This is a genomic window from Flavonifractor sp. An82, assembly GCF_002159265.1.
Taxonomy (GTDB): Bacteria; Bacillota; Clostridia; order Oscillospirales; family Oscillospiraceae; genus Flavonifractor.
This window is the reverse complement of record NZ_NFHG01000002.1, coordinates 209774-226035: the sequence shown is the minus strand read 5'-3', so window position 1 is coordinate 226035 and position 16262 is coordinate 209774. Positions and strand designations below refer to the sequence as shown.

Sequence of the window (16262 nt, the reverse complement as noted above, 5' to 3'; positions counted from 1 at the left end):
CCTCCTTGGTGACGGGGTGATTGTCGTTCTGGGGGCAGTATACGATAATCGCCCCGTCTGTTCCGTTGCAGAAGCAACGAAATCAGGAGGTTTTTCTCCACGTATCAAAAAAGATCGGGCTGTTCTACCAGGTAATGGTGGATCAGATCGATGAACCAGCGCACCGCCGGGTTGTCCGACTGCCTGCGCCAGGCCACCCCCACCTCAATGACGGGGCTGGTACCGTCCAGAGGCAGGAAGACCAGATCGGTATGCATGTACTCCCGAATGTGGTAGGGCAGAATGGCCAGAGCTTGGCCGCACTCCACCGCGAACAGCACATCCTCCATGGCCGGGTACTCTGCCGTCACCCGGGGCGTAAAGCCCATGTCCCGGCAGATCTCCCGGAACTGCTTGTACATGTAGCTGCCCCCCTCCCGTGAGAGACAGACAAAGGGCTCGGTGGCCAGCCTGCCGTAGTCGATGGCGGTATTGTCCAGGCAGGGATGGTCTGGGGGACACACCAGGCAGTAGAAGTCGGCCACCAACCGGCGGCAGTGGTACTGGCTCATGCCCCGCAGGTCGGAGAGCACGGAGAAAGCCACGTCAAAGGCCGTCTCCTCACAGCCCTGCTGCAGATCCTCCGCCACCCCCCGGACCAGTTCCACCCGCACCTGGGGATAACGGCTGCGGTACTCCCGCATCAGCTTGGGCAGAAAGTGGCGGCAGGGGCTGTTCAGGTAGCCGATCTTCAAAGACAGGTTGTCGGTCTGCTCCGCCTGTTTCAGCCGGTCCATGGCCCGCTCCTCCAGGTCCAGCATCCGCTTGGCGTCCTCCAGAAAGAGCTCCCCCGCCCGGGTCAGGGACACGTTCCGTGTGGTGCGCAGAAAGAGCTTGACCCCCAGCTCCCGCTCCAGGGCGGAGATCTGGTGGGTAATGGCGGGCTGGGTCATATAAAATTCTCTGGCCGCCTCGGTAAAGTTCCGGTGGCGGGCCACCGAGAGAAAATAGCGCAGCTGCTCCAGATGCATGGCAGTATCCCCTCCTTTCCTGTCACCATTATAAATTGATAAACCTTTTTTATCAATGGTCCAGAAAAGCTGAATTTCTCTTTTTTGTACCAAGGTGTTACCATATCTTGCGTAAATAATTGTGCGAAGGAGCAAGAAACATGGGTTTTCAAGTCATGGGCGTTACTGCCGGCCGGAAAGACAGCAACTGCGAGATCCTGCTCAAGGAGGCCCTGCTGGCCTGTCAGGAGATGGGTGCCGAGGTGCGTATGATCAACCTGAAGGACTACGAGCTGCTGGACTGTGACGGCTGTACCTCCTGCACCATCGGCATGTCCATGGGCAAGAATGTGGGCTGCCCCCTGGACAAAAAGGACGACAAGAAGAAGATCATGGACGTGATGCTGGAGCAGGACGCGGTGATCTTCTCAGCTCCCACCTACGATCTGATGCCTTCCTCCCTGTTCCTCAAGTTCATGCACCGCAATCTGGCCTATGAGTCGGCCTTCCTCACCAAGATCGGCGCCATCGCGCCCCGGGACCGGGTGGGCGGACTGATCGCGGTGGGTGGTTCCACCCGCTCCTGGCAGTCCATGGCCCTGGAGTGTATGCAGGCCACCACCTTCACCAACAGCTTCAAGATCGTGGATATGTACATGGCCACCCAGGTGCCCGCCCCCGCCCAGGTGCTTCTCTACGAGGAGAAGCTGGCTCGTGCCCGGGAAATGGGCCAGAACATCATGAAGGCCCTCAACACCCCTGTGGCTGAGCGTAAGTGGCTGGGCGACCCCGACTACGGCTGGTGCCCCAACTGCCACTCCAACGCCCTCTGCCTGGGCGAGCCCCAGTGGAAGGGCCTCCACTACCCCATCGAGTGTGTGGTGTGCGGCGCCGGCGGTACTCTGGAGCAGACGGAGGACGGCCGCTGGAAGTTCGTCATCGCCGAAAACGGCCTGGAGCGGGACCGCACCACCGAGGAGGGCCGGGGCGTCCACTGCGATGAGATCGCCGAGACCCAGGGCGGCTTCTTTATGGACCCCGCCAAGCGTCAGCTGGTGGCCGATCGCCTGCCCAAGTACAAGAACATCCAGTTTCCCGGTATTGAGTAATTTGAAAGGAGTTCTGAATTATGAAGTTTGAGCATCTGTTTGCCCCCATGCAGGTGGGCAAGGTGACCTACCGCAACCGCATCGTCAGCGCCCCCATGGCCTTCGGCCTCATCGTGCAGAACCCCGCCGCCCGGGACTTCACCTACCGCAAGCTGGAGAGCAGCGCCAAGGGCGGCAACGGCTGCGTCATCGTGGGTGAGACCGACGTCAACTTTACCGACGCCGTTCGCATCCCCGGCTTCCGCCCCTTCGATTTCGCCAAGCCCGAGGAGGACCCCGAGACTTTCGACGCCGTGGGCGAGTACGCCCGCCGCATCAAGCGCCACGGCGCCGTTGCTCTGGCTGAGCTGGTCCACTGCGGCAAGGAGAAGGTGCCCTTCGGCCCCGGTCAGGAGGCCATCGGCCCCATCGAGACCACCAACCTGGCCGGCGTGAAGGTCCGGGCCATGAATGAGGACGACATGGTGCGGGTGGCCCATGACTTCGCCGTCTCCGCCACCTATATGCAGAAGGCCGGCTTTGACGGCGTGCTCATCCACGGCGGCCACGGCTTCATCTTCACCCAGTTCCTCTCCCCCCTGATGAACACCCGTACCGACAACTACGGCGGCTCCCTGGCCAACCGCGCCCGCTTCCCCCTGATGATCCTCAAGGCCGTCCGTGAGGCGGTGGGCCCCGACTTCCTGGTGGAGCTGCGTATCGACGGCACCGACCATCAGCCCGGCGGCATCACCCCCGAGGAGACCGGCGAGTTCATCGCCATGGCCGAGCCCTACATCACCTCCGTCCATGTGACCTGCGGCATCTATGAGGAATCCGTCAAGTCGGGCACCGAGAGCTCCATGTTCCACGCCCACGGCCTGAACATTGACAACGCCGCCATCATCAAGAAGTACACCAAGCTGCCCGTGGGCGCTGTGGGCGGCATCAACTCCCCCGAGATGTGCGACCAGGCCATCGCCGAGGGGAAGATCGACTTCGCCATTCTGGGCCGCCAGATGCTGGCCGACCCCGAGTTTGCCAACAAGGCCCGTGAGGGCAAGGAGGACCAGATCCGCCGCTGCCTGCGCTGCTACAAGTGCTTCCCCGGCTCCCCCGAGGAGGGCTACGACGATCTGCCCTTCACCAGCGAGGAGCTGGCCCTGTACGTGGGCCACTGCACCATCAACCCCCTGGCTCACCTGCCCTTCGACCCCGACACCCTGGCCCCCGCCTCCAAGTGTGAGACCGTCCTCATCGTGGGCGGCGGCGCCGCCGGCATGCAGGCCGCCATTACCGCCTGTGACCGGGGCCAGAAGGTGATCCTGGCCGAGCAGGAGGGCTATCTGGGCGGCCTGCTGCGGTTCACCGACGTGGACACCGACAAGCCCGACCTGCACAACTTCAAGGACCTGCTGGTCCGGGAGGTGGAGCGCCGTGACATCGACGTGCGGTTCAATACCACCGTCACCCCTGAAAACATCGGCTCCTTCGGCGCCGACGGCGTCATCTTTGCCACCGGCTCCCTGCCCTCCTGCCCCCCTGTGCCCGGCATTGAGCATGCCCACAAGGCCATGGATATGTACGACGGCAAGGTAAAGCCCGGCCACAAGATCGTCATGGTGGGCGGCGGTCTGGTGGGCTGTGAGGCCGGTCTGTTCCTCCAGAAAACCGGCCATGAGGTCACCGTGGTGGAGATGCTGGACCGGCTGGCCAACGAGTCCTTCGGCATGTACCGGGAGGCCCTGATCTGGGAGATGGAGAAGTGCAACATGGGCATGATGCCCAAGACCCGCTGCCTGGAGATCACCCCCACCAGCGTGAAGGTGGAGAACGCCGACGGGGTCCAGACCCTGGAGGCCGATACCGTCCTCTTTGCCCTGGGCATGAAGAGCGTGGATATCTCCGCCCTGAAGGAGGCCGCCGAAGCCAAGGGTATGAAGACCTGGGTCATCGGCGACGCCATCCAGCCCGGCAAGGTGGATCAGGCCACCCGCAGCGGCTATCTGGCCGGTATCGAGATCGGCAAGTAATCCAAACATCTGTCCGGTTTCCCTTGGAAGGCGAGCCTTCCAAGGGAAACCGTTTTATGCTAAAACCATCCGTAATATCAGAAAGGAAGGGATCATCATGCCCGAACGCAAGCCCCTCACCGCCGAAGAGCGGGCCCTGCCCTACGCCAAGTTCTATGATCTGCCCATCACCCCCATCCCTGAAGAAAAGCTGGCCGTGCTGGCCGGCGGCCCCATGGACCCCGCCCTGGCCCTGAAGATCGAGGACCGCAACGACCTGTTCCTCCCCGGCGATCTGCCCTGTGAGATGGGCTACTGCGTCATGGACAACGGCGTCGGCTTCCTGGCCAACCGCACCTTCATGCCCGGGATCACCCCCGAGATGTTCGACTGGTGGTTCGCCTGGCACAGCCTGGAGGACCTGCGCTACCGGATCTGGGACCCCGAGGATCACTTCTACGCCCGCCAGCAGAACCGGGAAAAGACCCTGGATCAGTCCCTCCCCATGCGGGAGCGCACCTGGGGCACCCAGCACGTGGTGCTGGAGGACATCGGCGGCGGCCCCGATCCCCTGATCCTCAACTTCCGTTACCCCCACGAGATGGGCTACGATGAGTCCAAGGTGAGCACCGAGGCCTGCGCCACCATGATGTGCGCCAACGGCCACGGCCCTGTTCCCGGTGAGGGCGTGGCTGCCATCATGACCCACTTCGTTCGCGAGGTGGAGGGAGGCATCGTGCTCCGCTCCCGGTTCTGGATCGGCTACGGCCTGGTAGACGGCCAGCTGGTGAAGCTGGTGCCCGACGGTGTATCCGTGCCCCTGGAGGTGGTGCAGGGGCTCTTCGCCCACAATCTGAAGGAGTTCGGCCACCTGGCCGCCATCCTGCCCCAGGTCTACGCTGAGAACAAGGACAACTGGTAATATAAAAGAAGGGCATGCTGTGCAGCACGCCCTTCTTTTATTCTGCCATAAGCTTGGCCATGTCTGCCGGAAGGGGCGCCCGCCAGTGCATGGGCTCCCCCGTGATGGGATGTGTCAGGAACAGCTCCGCTGAATGGAGGGCAGGCCGCCCAATCAGGCTTTTATCCTCCCGCCCATAGAGAAAGTCCCCGGTGAGGGGGCAGCCCAGGTGGGCCATGTGGACCCGGATCTGGTGGGTACGCCCGGTCTCCAGCTCCAGCTCCAGCAGCGCCCGGCCTCCCACCGTCTCCAACGCCCGGTAACGGGTGGCGGCCTGCTGCCCCGCAGGGTCCACCCGCCGCTCCACTAGGGAGTCCGGTACCCGGCCGATGGGGGCGTACACCCGCCCCTGCCGGGGTTTGGGCACGCCGTCACATACCGCCAGGTAGATCCGTCGGAACCCCTCCGTGTGGAGCTGACCCTTCAGCTTCTCCTGGGCCACCGGGTGCTTGGCCACCACCAGCAGACCGGAGGTCCCCCTGTCCAGCCGGTGGGCCGGATGGACCCCGGAACACTCCCCCCGCTGCCGGTACAGCCAGGCGATGTGGTTACACAGGGTATCCGTTCCATTGCCCGGCCCCGGATGGACCTGCACCCCCGGGGCCTTGTTGACCACCAGCAGGTCCCCGTCCTCATAGACCACATCCACCGGTCCCGGCGTGGGGGTGGGCAGCTCCGTCTGCGCCGGGTCGGCCACCCGGACGGTGAGGGTCTGGCCCGCCCTTACCCGCTGGCCGGTGATGGCCCGGACACCATCCAGCAGGATGCCGTCCTCCAGCCACTTGATCCGCTTGATGACGGTACCCGACAGCCCCAGCTCCCGCCGCAGCAGGGTGTCGATCTTCTCGCCGTCCCACGCCGCCGCCACCGTCAGCGTCAGCCGTCTGCCTTCATTTTCCCTCATGGCCCTCCCCCTTTCCTGTTTTTTTCAGTATAGCATGGCCGTCTATGCTTTTCAAATCACGGATTTTGTTGTATAATAAGGGTTACTGTTTTAGCTGAGGCTCAATCGAGGCTATTTCTGTATCCCGATTGCCGTACCCTTCAGGAAGCGAGGCACCGTCTATGGCAGATAAGCTGGGCATCTACATCCACATTCCCTTTTGCCGCAGCAAATGCGACTACTGCGATTTTTACTCTCTGGCCGGCCAGGAGGGGCGGATGGACGACTACCAGAAGGCCTTAATCACCCACATGAAGGAGACCGCCCCCCAGACCCGGGGGTATCAGATCGACACCGTCTATTTCGGCGGCGGCACTCCCAGCTACTATGGGGAGAAGCGGCTGCGGGAACTGCTGCGGCTCATCGCCAAGCGGTTCGATCTGGCCAAGGACGCCGAGATCACCGTGGAGTGCAACCCGGACAGCGTGGATCTGAAAATGCTCCAGTCCCTCCGCCGGGCCGGTGTGAACCGGCTATCCCTGGGGGTCCAGTCCGCCTGCGACCGGGAGCTGGAATGTCTCCACCGGCCCCATACCTTTGCCCAGGCTGTGGCGGCAGTGAGCGCCGCCCGGGCAGCCAAGTTCCAGAACATCAGTCTGGATCTGATCTACGGCCTGCCCGGCCAGACCATGGAGGGCTGGCAGGACACGGTAGAGCAGGTACTGGCCCTGAAGCCGGAGCACCTGAGCTGCTATGGGCTGAAGGTGGAGTCGGGCACCCCTCTGGACTACCGGGTCTCCCGGGGCGAGCGGCTGCCTGACGACGACCAGCAGGCCGACATGTACCTGTGGACAGTGGACCGTCTGGCGCAGGAGGGCTACCGCCAATATGAGATCTCCAATTTCGCCCGCTCGGGCTTCCAGTCCCGCCACAACCTGAAATACTGGATGGGACACCCCTATATCGGCTTCGGCCCCGGGGCCCACTCCGACTTCGGCGGCCGCCGTTACTCCTTCCTCCGGGATCTGGAGGGCTATATCTCCGGGGTGCTGGAGGGAGGCGCTGTCATCGACTCCTCCGACCTGATTCCCAGCCGGGAGCGGGGCAGCGAATACCTGATGCTCCGCCTGCGTACCACCCGCGGTATTGAGGAGTGGGAGTACCGGCGGGAGTTTTTCCTCAACTTCGACCCCATTGAGCAGAAGCTGGAGGACTATGAGCGTCACGGCTGGGCGGAGCGCCACGACCGCCGCTGGAACCTGACGCCCAAGGGCTTTCTGGTGTCCAATCAACTCATTGGCGATCTGCTTACCATCCAGGAGGAGGCCACCCTGGAAAAGACCCTGCCCCGTCTGCGTCAGGGCCGTCCGGAGGAGCCCCAACCATAACTGATCCCATATTAAAAGCCGCCGCTGGTTTACAAGCGGCGGCTTTTGTGTTAACATAACGTATGTATCGATCCGTAAACCGACTTCAGGAGGACAATGATGAAGCATTTTATCCGGCGAGGCGCCGCACTGGGTCTGGCTCTGGCCCTGACCGTCACCGCGGCGTCCGCCTCCTATGCCCTGGGCTGGGATGTACACACCGCTCAGGTCCCGCTGTCCCAGGGCGCCACCCTTGGCAAAAACATTTTCTGGAGCGACAGCTACTCCGACCTGCGCCATGAGTACTACATATCCTACAGCCCCAACGAGAATGTGGTACCCACCGTGGCCTACGGTGATAAGGTACTCAACCGTCAATCCCTGTCCACTATGGCCAAGGGCCTGGAAAATCAGGGCAAGCGGGTGGTCTCCGGCATCAACGGCGACTGGTACGTGCTGAGCACCGGCTCCACCGTGGGCCTGCTGGTCACCGACGGCGTGGTACGGGCCACCCCCTACTACAACACCGCCTGGGCCGTGGGCTTTTATGAGGACGGCACCGCCTTCATCGGCCAGCCCGCCCTTTCCACCACCGTCACCTTTGGCGGGGAGACCTTTAAGCTCAGCGGCGCCATCAACAAGGTCCGCAAAATTACCGCCAGCGACACCAGCGGCGGCCTGACCCTGCTCACCTCCGACTTTGCCACCACCACCCAGAACGCCGACGCTGGTGTGGACGTGATCCTCACCCCGGTGGACGACGGCAGCGGCAGCGCCACCCAGCCCACCATCGGCCAGCAGGTCCAGTACCAGGTGGAGCAGGTGCTGGAATCCACCGGCAGCATCGCCATTCCTGAGGGGAAGGCGGTGCTCACCATGAACGCCAAGGATAACGCCGATATTCTGGCCAAGCTCCGGGCACTTCAGCCCGGCGATACGGTGACCTTGTCCGTCACCAGCACCGACGAGCGCTGGAATACTGTGGACCAGGCCATCGGCGGCACCTACAAGATCCTCTCCGGCGGCACGGTCAACTCCGGCCTGCCCTCGGAGCGCACCGCCTGGACGGCGGTGGGTGTCAAGGCCGACGGCTCCGCCATCTTCTACACCATTGACGGCAAGCAGTCGGGCTACAGCGTGGGCTGTACTCTGACCCAGGTGGCCCAGCGGCTGGCCGAGCTGGGCTGCGTGGACGCGGTGGCCATGGACGGCGGTGGCTCCACCACCATCGGCGTCACCTATCCGGAGACCGACGGCATGCAGGTGATCAACCGGCCCTCCGACGGCTCTCAGCGCGCCAACAGCACCGCCATTTTCCTGACCACCACCCTCCAGCCCACCGGTCAGCTGGACAGCTACTATGTGACCCCCACTGACTCCATGCTGCTCTCCGGGGCCACCGTCCAGCTCTCCGCCTCCGGTCTGGACACCAATTACTACCCCACCGACAGCAACGAGGTCACCTGGTCCGTGTCAGAGGGAGGGGGCACCGTGGATCAGAACGGTCTGTTTACCGCCGGCAGCCAGAGCGGCTTCTCTCAGGTCACCGCCTCCGACGGCAGCGCCTCCGGTACCGCCTACCTGACCACCGTCTCCACCCCGGACTCCATCACCATCACCAATGAGTCCACCGGAGCCAAGGTAAGCTCCCTCAGCCTGGACCCCGGCCAGCAGGTCAGCCTGAAGGCCACCGCCATCTACCGTTCCCTGTCCCTCTCCTCCCAGGATACCTGCTTTACCTGGTCCCTGGACCCCGCGCTGGGCACGGTGGATGCCAACGGTGTGCTCACCGCCGCCTCCACCAGCGGCAGCGGTACCCTGACCGTATCGGCCGGCGGCAGGAGCGTCTCTATCCCGGTGACCATCGCCGGCCACGTCAAGACCCTGGATTCCTGCGAGGGCAGCCTGTCGTCCTTTACCAGTACGGCCACTGCCACCGCCTCCGGGGAAATTTCTTCCGACTACATCCACAACGGCAAGCAGAGCCTGAAGCTGTCCTATAACGCTTCCAGCGGCGCCGCCTCCCTGTCCACCTCCCTGTCCATCCCCTCCGGTGAGAGCTGGCTGGGTATGTGGGTGTACGGCGACGGCTCCGGCAATACCCTGATGGCCAGCGTTCTGGATTCCAGCGGACAGGTCCAGCAGTTCCTGCTCACCGGCCTGGACTTCACCGGCTGGAAGTATGTGATGGTCCAGCTGCCCGCCGGGGCCACCTCCCTGCTGAGCCTGGATGTGATCTACGGCGGCAGCAAGACCTCCGGCGCCATCTGGCTGGATCAGCTGGTCACCGCCAATCAGAAGGTCACCGACACCACCGCGCCTACGGTGAAGGTCTCTGTGAAGGGCACCCAGCTCACCGCCACCGTGCAGGACGATGTGGACGCCTCCATCCCCCAGAGCCAGGTGACCCTCACCTATGATGGCACCGTCATGACCGGTTCCTGGAATGAGGCTTCCGGCACCCTGACCGCCACCCTCCCCTCTGCCGACAACGGTTATCACCGGGTCACGGTCACTGTCTCCGACGCCAGCGGCAACCTGGGCCGGGCCTCGGCGGACATCAAGCCCGCCTCCAGCCGCACCAGCCCCTTCTCCGACATGACCGGCCACTGGGCGGAGCCCTACGCCACCTTCCTGTACGACCAGGGAGTCTCCCAGGGCACCGGCGGCGATACGCCTCTGTATCAGCCGGACAAGAACATCACCCGAGCGGAATTCTTCGCTCTGGTGGCCCGGTGGATGGATCTGGATCTGGCCAACTATGCCAGCGTGCAGCTGCCTTTCGCCGACACCGCCAGCATCCCCTCCTGGGCTCTCACTGAGGTCAAGGCCATGTACAGCCTGGGCATCCTCCAGGGCGCCTCCAGCGGCGGCCAGCTGCTGGCCAACCCCTCGGCCACCATCACCCGGGCCGAGGCCATGACCATTCTGGGCCGCACCCAGGCCAAGGGCTTTGCCCAGGCCGAGCTCACCTTCAGTGACGCCGGGCAGGTCCCCTCCTGGTCCCTCTCCTACGTCAAGACCCTGGTGGCCCAGGGCGTGGTCAGCGGCAACAACAACCAGATCCGCCCCTCCGACTCCATCACCCGGGGCGAGGTGGCCAAGCTGCTGTACGCCATGCTGTAATTCCAGCTTAGAAAAGAAAAACGTGCGCCTTACGGCGCACGTTTTTCTTTATTCCTGTTCCGGCAGGCGGCCATACAGGGCCATCTGGCGGCGTAGCCGGGCCGCCAGCTCCGGGGAGTCAAAGCCCGCCGGGGCCCGCCAGGTCCAGTTTTTGCCCCCCAGGGTGGAGGGGATATTCATACGTCCCTCCCGGCCCAGGCCAAGCACATCCTGCATCTGCACCACCGCGCAGCGGCCCACGCTGGCCCACACCGCCCGCATCATGCCCCAGTGCTCCCCCTCCCGGGGGTCCAGGCGGAGATATTCCCGGGCATGGGCCACATCCTCAGGATGTGCGGTTTCCAGCCAGCCCACGGCAGTCTCGTTGTCGTGGGTGCCCACATAGACCACGCAATTGGTGGGATAGTTATGGGGCAGATAGGCCGGTCCGCCACCGTCCCGCCGGTCGAAGGCAAACTCCAGCACCTTCATACCAGGGAAGCCCGTCTCCTCCCGGAGCCGGTGGACCGACGGGGTGAGGAAGCCCAGGTCCTCAGCGATGATCTCCTTTTTTCCCAGGGAAGCCTCCACCGCCCGGAAGAGCTTCATCCCCGGTCCCTGCCGCCAGCGCCCGTTCTGGGCGGTGGTCTCCCCGTAGGGAATGGCATAGTAGGCGTCAAAGCCGCGGAAGTGATCGATACGCAGCACGTCATAGATCTCAAACTGGTACGCGATGCGGCGCACCCACCAGGCAAAGCCGTCCCGCTCCATGGCCTCCCAATTGAAGAGGGGGTTTCCCCACAGCTGACCGTCGGCTGAGAAGCCGTCAGGCGGACAGCCCGCCACCTCGGTAGGCCGCCGGTGCTCGTCCAGCTGGAACTGCTCAGGATGGGCCCACACGTCCACGCTGTCGGCGGAGACATAGATGGGCAGGTCTCCGATGATGCGCACGTCATGCTCATTGGCATAATCCTTCAGAGCGTTCCACTGCCGGAAGAAGAGGTACTGCACACTGCGCCAGAAGGCGATATCCCCCTCCAGGGCCCGGCGTACCCGGTTGAGAGCTACCACCTCCCGGTTCTGGATGGCCTGCTCCCAGTCGGTCCAGGGCTCGCCGCCGTTGGCCTCCTTCATCGCCATAAAGAGGGCGTAATCCTCCAGCCAAAAGGCGTTTTTTTCACAAAAAGACCGGTAGTCCGCAGTGGGCGCGGCCAGCAGTGCCCGGCAGGCCTTCCGCAGCACCGGATAGCGGTTCTGGTAGAGCTTGCCGTAGTCCACCATCAGCGGGTCCCCGCCCCAGTCCAGCCCCGCATAGTCTGCCCGGTCCAGCAGCCCGTCGGCGGTCAGATCGTCCAGATCGATGAGATAGGGATTGCCCGCGAAGGTGGAAAAGCTCTGATAGGGGGAGTCCCCGTAGCTGGTAGGACAGATGGGCAGGATCTGCCACAGGGACTGCCCTGCCGCCTGCAGAAAATCCACGAAGTGGCGGGCGCTCTCCCCCATGGTGCCCACGCCGTAGGGGGAGGGCAGGGAGGTAATGTGCATCAGGATGCCGCCGGTGCGCATAATCTCAAGTCCTTTCCTTTACACTCTCTCCGTCAAGAAGGATATGGGGCAGCAGTTCATGGACGGGGCCCCCGCCATCCCGGATCTGGTGGATCAGAATGTCCACGCTCCGCTCTGCCAGCCGTTGGGCGTCCTGACGGACGGTGGTGAGCCGGGGTACGGCGTACCGCCCCAGCTCGATGCCGTCATAGCCCAGCACCGAGATGTCCTCCGGCACCCGCAGGCCCCGATCATGGAGGGCCCGCATGGCACCCAGGGCCTGCACGTCGGACATGGCAAACAGGGCAGTCATCCCGGGCAGCTTATCCAGCAGTCGCTCTACGGCGGCATAGCCGCCGGACAGGTCGAATCGGGCAGTCTCGCACTGCCGCTCCTCGTCCAGAACCAGCCCCCGGGCCCGGAAGGCCTGCCGCACTCCCTCAAGACGGGCCTGGGCGGCGTTGGACTGCTCCGCCCGGCCGCCCAGAATACCGATGGTGTGGTGGCCCAGCTCCATGAGCCGCTCCACTGCCCGGCGGGCGCCGTCGGTGTCGTCGGTACTGACGCTGGACAGGTTGGGCAGGTCCAGCCCCGCCGCTGAGTTGGTCACCAGCACACAGGGAATGGTGATCTGGGAAAAGCCGGTCTGAAACAGGCTCAGGTTGCTGCCCAGGAAGAGAATGCCCATGGGTCGCCGCTCCCGGCATACCTGAATAGCCTGCTTGATCTCATTATCATCCTCGTCGATATAGTAGATGAGGCTGGGGTGGCCGCTGTCCCTGATGCGGGTCTGAATCCGTTCCACCAGGTCGGCAAAGAGCATGTTCTGTGTGCCCTTGACGATAAGCGCCACACCGCTGCTGGCCTGCTGCTTCAGGTGCTTGGCGTTGCTGTTCAGTTTGAAGTTGTTGGCCTCCACCACCGCCAGCACCTTGGCGCGGGCCTCCTCGGACACATCCGGACGGTTATTCAGCACACGGGATACCGTACCCACCGCGTATCCGGACAGCTTTGCTATGTCCTTGATGGTCAAAGAAATTCACCCCTTGTCGTCTGCTCCGGCGCTTATCCCTTGACTGCGCCGGCAGCCACGCCTTTGATGATGTACTTCTGGCAGGACAGGTAGAACACCACTACGGGGATCACCGCCATGATGAGGGCGGCCATGATGGCGCCCATATCCACCCGGCCATAGGATCCCTTCATGTACTGGATGACAATGGAGATGGTCTTGTACTTCTTGATGTCCAGCGTCAGATAGGGCAGCAGGAAGTCATTCCAGATCCACATGGTCTCCAGAATACCCACCGAGATATAGGTGGGCTTCATAATGGGGAGCACCACAGAGAAGAAGGTACGGATAGGGGAGCAGCCGTCGATCATAGCAGCTTCTTCAATCTCAATGGGGATGGACTTGACGAAACCGCAGAACATGAATACCGCCAGGCCGGCGCCAAAGCCCAGATAAATGATGATGAGGCCCCAGGGTGTGCCCAGACCCAGCCGGTCGGTGACCAGGGACAGGGTGAACATGACCATCTGGAAGGGGACCACCATGGAAAACACACACAGGATATAGATGCCCTTGGTAAAGCGGTTTTTCACCCGGGTAATGAACCAGGCACACATGGAGGTACAGATCAGAATGACCAGCACCGAGCCCACGGTAATGAACACCGTCCAGCCCACCGCCTCCAGGAAGCCATATTGGTCGATGGCAGTGGTATAGTTGTCCAGGCCGGTGAAGGTAGTCTCATTGGGCAGCTTGAAGGGCTCCAGGTTGATGTAGGATTTTTTCTTGAAGGAGTTGAAGAGCACCACCACAATGGGCAGTATGTAGAAAATACTGATGAAGGTAAAGATACCGGTTCCCAGCCGGTTCATACGCTGTTTCCGCTTCATTACTGCTGCACCTCCTTGGAACGGGTGGCCCGCAGCTGGATCAGTCCGATGGCCACCACCAGCACAAAGAAGATCACGGCCTTGGCCTGGCCCACGCCCTCCCAGCCGGTGCGGCCGTAGAAGGTGGTGTAGATGTTCATGGCCAGCAGCTCGGACATCTTGGCGGGCTCACCGGCGGTAAGGGACAGGTTCTGGTCAAAAAGCTTGAAGCCGTTGACCACCGACAGGAAGGTGCAGATGGTGATAGAGGGCATCATCATAGGGATGGTGACCTTGAACAGGCGCTGGGGACCGCTGGCACCGTCGATGGCGGCGGCCTCCATCACGTCACCGGGGATGGACTGGAGCCCGGCGATATAGATGATCATCATATAGCCGATCTGCTGCCAGGACACCAGGATCACTAGTCCGGCAAAGCCGTACCACTCGTTGAGGTTGAGGGCGGTGGAATAGACAGCCAGAATACCGTTGAAGATGAGCTGCCAGATGTAGCCCAGCACGATACCGCCGATCAGGTTAGGCATAAAGAACACGGTACGGAAGATGTTGGTGCCCCGGATCTTCTGGGTCAGGGCCAGGGCAATGGCAAAAGCGATCACATTGATGACCACCAGGGAGACCACCGCAAAGAGGGCGGTATACCAAAAGGCGTGGCGGAAGATGGTATCCTGGAAGGCCTTAATATAGTTGCTCAGGCCCACGAAGGTGGCGTCCGTCACGGTGGTGAATTCACAAAAAGACAGCCAGATACCCATAATAAAGGGCACGATAAAGCCGATGGTAAACGCAGCAAGGGTCGGAATGAGGAAGATAGGAAAATATCGCTTGATCGCCTTTTCCAAAGCTCCGGCCTCCTCTCTCAGATTTCAAAAACAGGGGCAGCGGACGGGCAGAATGCCCGCCCGCTGCCCGATCAGCAGTTTCAGTTGCAGTTGCTCAGCTGTTGACGGCAGCAGCCTCGGCAGCCCAGCCATCCACAAAGGCGGACACCACGGCGTCCCAGTGGGCGTCGCTCTGATCGGCGGCATAGCTGGTGAGGGCGGAGCCCACACCGTTCTTCCACTCCTCAGAGGGCATGGTGGGGAAGTTCCAGGACACGGAGGTGTAACCGTCGGCCACATACTGGCTGGCGATGTTCACCAGGGGGTTGGTGGACTCCAGGTTGCCCTGGAAGGGGATCACGAAGCCCATGCCGGGCTGGCCGGAGGGCATGGCGCCCTCGCCGCCGCACATGGCCTGGACGCCGGTCTCGGAGGTGACGCACCAGTTCATGAAGTCCAGGGTGGCCTTGATATCGGCCTCGGAGGCGTTGGCGTTGACGCACCAGTAGTTTTCGCAGCCGGTGCACAGGCCCTGGCTCTCCTCGCCGTCCACACCGATGTAGATGGGCAGCATACCCAGATTCTCGTCGCCCAGCTCGGCCACGTCGTTGTAGGCCCAGGTGCCATTCTGATAGAACACGGCCTGACCGGTGACAAACTCAGCCACGGCGTCATCGCCGGTCTTGGTGGACAGCAGGGTGGGCTCGCAGGTGGCATTGTTGATGTACAGATCCCAGATCTGGCGGTAGTTGTCCAGATAGGTGCCCTTGATGGCGTCGGTGGTGCCGATACCGTCGGCCTTGTACTCATAGTAGATGGGCAGGTTGGCCAGGTGGGTCTTGAAGCGCCAGTCGGAGGAGCCGTCCATGCCGGCGGAGGTGAAGGCGGAGAAGCCCAGCTCGTCCTTGCGGGCGGTGATGTCCTCGGCCACCTTCTTCAGGTCGGCGAAGCTCTTGATGTCCTCGGCGGAGTAGCCGGCCTGCTCCAGCAGCGTCTTGTTGTAGATGATGCCGTAGGTCTCGATGACGTAGCCGATGCCGGCCATCTTGTCCCCGTCCATCAGGGCGAATTCGTCGCTGGACAGCTCGCCGGCCACAGCCGAGCCGGTCAGGTCATAGCAGTAGTCCTTCCAGGCGGCCAGACCCACGGGGCCGTTGACCTGGAAGAGGGTGGGGGCGTCGGTCTTGGCCATCTCGGACTTCAGAGTGGTCTCATAGTTGCCGGAGGCAGCAGTGAGGACGGTGACCTCCACGCCGGTCTCCTCGGTGTACAGCTCAGCCAGCTCCTGCCACTGGGCGTCCTGCTCCGGCTTGAAGTTCAGGTAATATACCTTGCCGCCGGTGGCATCTCCACCGCCGGAAGGAGAGGAATCGCCGGAGGGAGTACCACCGCCGCCGCAGCCGGTCAGCATACCAGCTACCATGGCGCCGGTCAACGCAAGCGCAAACAGACGTTTCTTCATTCTAAGTTCCTCCTGTCAAAGTTGATTCGTGGTTTGGCTGGAAACGTTTCATGGAAACGTTTCCAACTCGGTGTAACTGCATCTTACTCCTTTTGGTTTCCAATTTCAAGCATCTTTTTGGCAAACT

Annotated in this window: 12 protein-coding genes; 5 read left to right on the top strand and 7 right to left on the bottom strand. The window is 62.5% G+C overall.

Annotation, left to right across the window (positions count from 1 at the left end; genetic code table 11):
- Positions 1-104: 104 nt before the first annotated feature.
- Positions 105-1010 carry a LysR family transcriptional regulator gene (locus tag B5G34_RS04725; RefSeq protein WP_087334740.1) on the bottom strand — a complete coding sequence of 302 codons (906 nt, stop codon included), beginning with the start codon at positions 1008-1010 and terminating at the stop codon, positions 105-107.
- 140 nt (positions 1011-1150) lie between these two features.
- On the opposite strand from B5G34_RS04725, the gene B5G34_RS04720 reads away from it, so the two are divergent.
- From B5G34_RS04720 to B5G34_RS04710, 3 genes are all read left to right on the top strand, one after another.
- Positions 1151-2098 carry a flavodoxin family protein gene (locus B5G34_RS04720; protein WP_087334738.1) on the top strand — a complete coding sequence of 316 codons (948 nt, stop codon included), beginning with the start codon at positions 1151-1153 and terminating at the stop codon, positions 2096-2098.
- Positions 2099-2118: 20 nt separating this feature from the next.
- Positions 2119-4110, top strand: coding sequence for an FAD-dependent oxidoreductase (locus tag B5G34_RS04715; protein ID WP_087334736.1), 1992 nt, complete (start codon positions 2119-2121; stop codon positions 4108-4110).
- A 97-nt stretch (positions 4111-4207) separates the two neighbouring features.
- The gene (locus tag B5G34_RS04710; protein WP_087334734.1) at positions 4208-5011 is read left to right on the top strand and encodes a phloretin hydrolase; all 804 of its coding nucleotides are present in this window, start codon (positions 4208-4210) and stop codon (positions 5009-5011) included.
- A 37-nt stretch (positions 5012-5048) separates the two neighbouring features.
- Here the strand turns inward: B5G34_RS04710 and B5G34_RS04705 are convergent, their stop codons facing one another.
- Positions 5049-5954 carry an RluA family pseudouridine synthase gene (locus B5G34_RS04705; RefSeq protein ID WP_087334732.1) on the bottom strand — a complete coding sequence of 302 codons (906 nt, stop codon included), beginning with the start codon at positions 5952-5954 and terminating at the stop codon, positions 5049-5051.
- A 161-nt stretch (positions 5955-6115) separates the two neighbouring features.
- On the opposite strand from B5G34_RS04705, the gene hemW reads away from it, so the two are divergent.
- On the top strand, positions 6116-7321 hold the full coding sequence (gene hemW, locus B5G34_RS04700) for a radical SAM family heme chaperone HemW (RefSeq protein WP_087334730.1): 1206 nt from the start codon (positions 6116-6118) through the stop codon (positions 7319-7321).
- Positions 7322-7420: 99 nt separating this feature from the next.
- Positions 7421-10426: an S-layer homology domain-containing protein gene (locus tag B5G34_RS04695; RefSeq protein ID WP_087334728.1), complete on the top strand. Its 3006-nt coding sequence runs from the start codon at positions 7421-7423 to the stop codon at positions 10424-10426.
- A 48-nt stretch (positions 10427-10474) separates the two neighbouring features.
- Here the strand turns inward: B5G34_RS04695 and malQ are convergent, their stop codons facing one another.
- The 5 genes from malQ to B5G34_RS04670 all read right to left on the bottom strand — a co-directional run bounded on the left by malQ (position 10475) and on the right by B5G34_RS04670 (position 16135).
- Entirely contained in the window at positions 10475-11971 is a 1497-nt protein-coding gene (malQ, locus tag B5G34_RS04690; protein ID WP_087334726.1) for a 4-alpha-glucanotransferase, read from the bottom strand.
- A 4-nt stretch (positions 11972-11975) separates the two neighbouring features.
- Positions 11976-12983 (bottom strand): LacI family DNA-binding transcriptional regulator, encoded by a 1008-nt coding sequence (locus B5G34_RS04685; RefSeq protein ID WP_087334725.1) that lies wholly within the window; start codon positions 12981-12983, stop codon positions 11976-11978.
- 32 nt (positions 12984-13015) lie between these two features.
- Positions 13016-13852: a carbohydrate ABC transporter permease gene (locus B5G34_RS04680; protein WP_087334723.1), complete on the bottom strand. Its 837-nt coding sequence runs from the start codon at positions 13850-13852 to the stop codon at positions 13016-13018.
- Positions 13852-14694, bottom strand: coding sequence for a sugar ABC transporter permease (locus B5G34_RS04675; RefSeq protein WP_087334721.1), 843 nt, complete (start codon positions 14692-14694; stop codon positions 13852-13854). Before B5G34_RS04675 ends, B5G34_RS04680 begins: the two co-directional genes overlap by 1 nt.
- 94 nt (positions 14695-14788) lie before the next feature.
- Positions 14789-16135, bottom strand: a complete 1347-nt coding sequence (locus B5G34_RS04670; protein WP_087334719.1) for an ABC transporter substrate-binding protein — start codon at positions 16133-16135, stop codon at positions 14789-14791.
- Between the last annotated feature and the right edge of the window lie 127 nt (positions 16136-16262).

Bases quoted from the DNA above. Each gene is read 5' to 3' on its own strand.
- B5G34_RS04710 (WP_087334734.1), top strand. From the start codon at position 4,208: ATGCCCGAACGCAAGCCCCTCACCGCCGAAGAGCGGGCCCTGCCCTAC.
- malQ (WP_087334726.1), bottom strand. From the start codon at position 11,971: ATGCGCACCGGCGGCATCCTGATGCACATTACCTCCCTGCCCTCCCCC.
- hemW (WP_087334730.1), top strand. From the start codon at position 6,116: ATGGCAGATAAGCTGGGCATCTACATCCACATTCCCTTTTGCCGCAGC.
- B5G34_RS04720 (WP_087334738.1), top strand. From the start codon at position 1,151: ATGGGTTTTCAAGTCATGGGCGTTACTGCCGGCCGGAAAGACAGCAAC.
- B5G34_RS04670 (WP_087334719.1), bottom strand. From the start codon at position 16,135: ATGAAGAAACGTCTGTTTGCGCTTGCGTTGACCGGCGCCATGGTAGCT.
- B5G34_RS04680 (WP_087334723.1), bottom strand. From the start codon at position 13,852: ATGAAGCGGAAACAGCGTATGAACCGGCTGGGAACCGGTATCTTTACC.
- B5G34_RS04695 (WP_087334728.1), top strand. From the start codon at position 7,421: ATGAAGCATTTTATCCGGCGAGGCGCCGCACTGGGTCTGGCTCTGGCC.
- B5G34_RS04725 (WP_087334740.1), bottom strand. From the start codon at position 1,010: ATGCATCTGGAGCAGCTGCGCTATTTTCTCTCGGTGGCCCGCCACCGG.
- B5G34_RS04705 (WP_087334732.1), bottom strand. From the start codon at position 5,954: ATGAGGGAAAATGAAGGCAGACGGCTGACGCTGACGGTGGCGGCGGCG.
- B5G34_RS04715 (WP_087334736.1), top strand. From the start codon at position 2,119: ATGAAGTTTGAGCATCTGTTTGCCCCCATGCAGGTGGGCAAGGTGACC.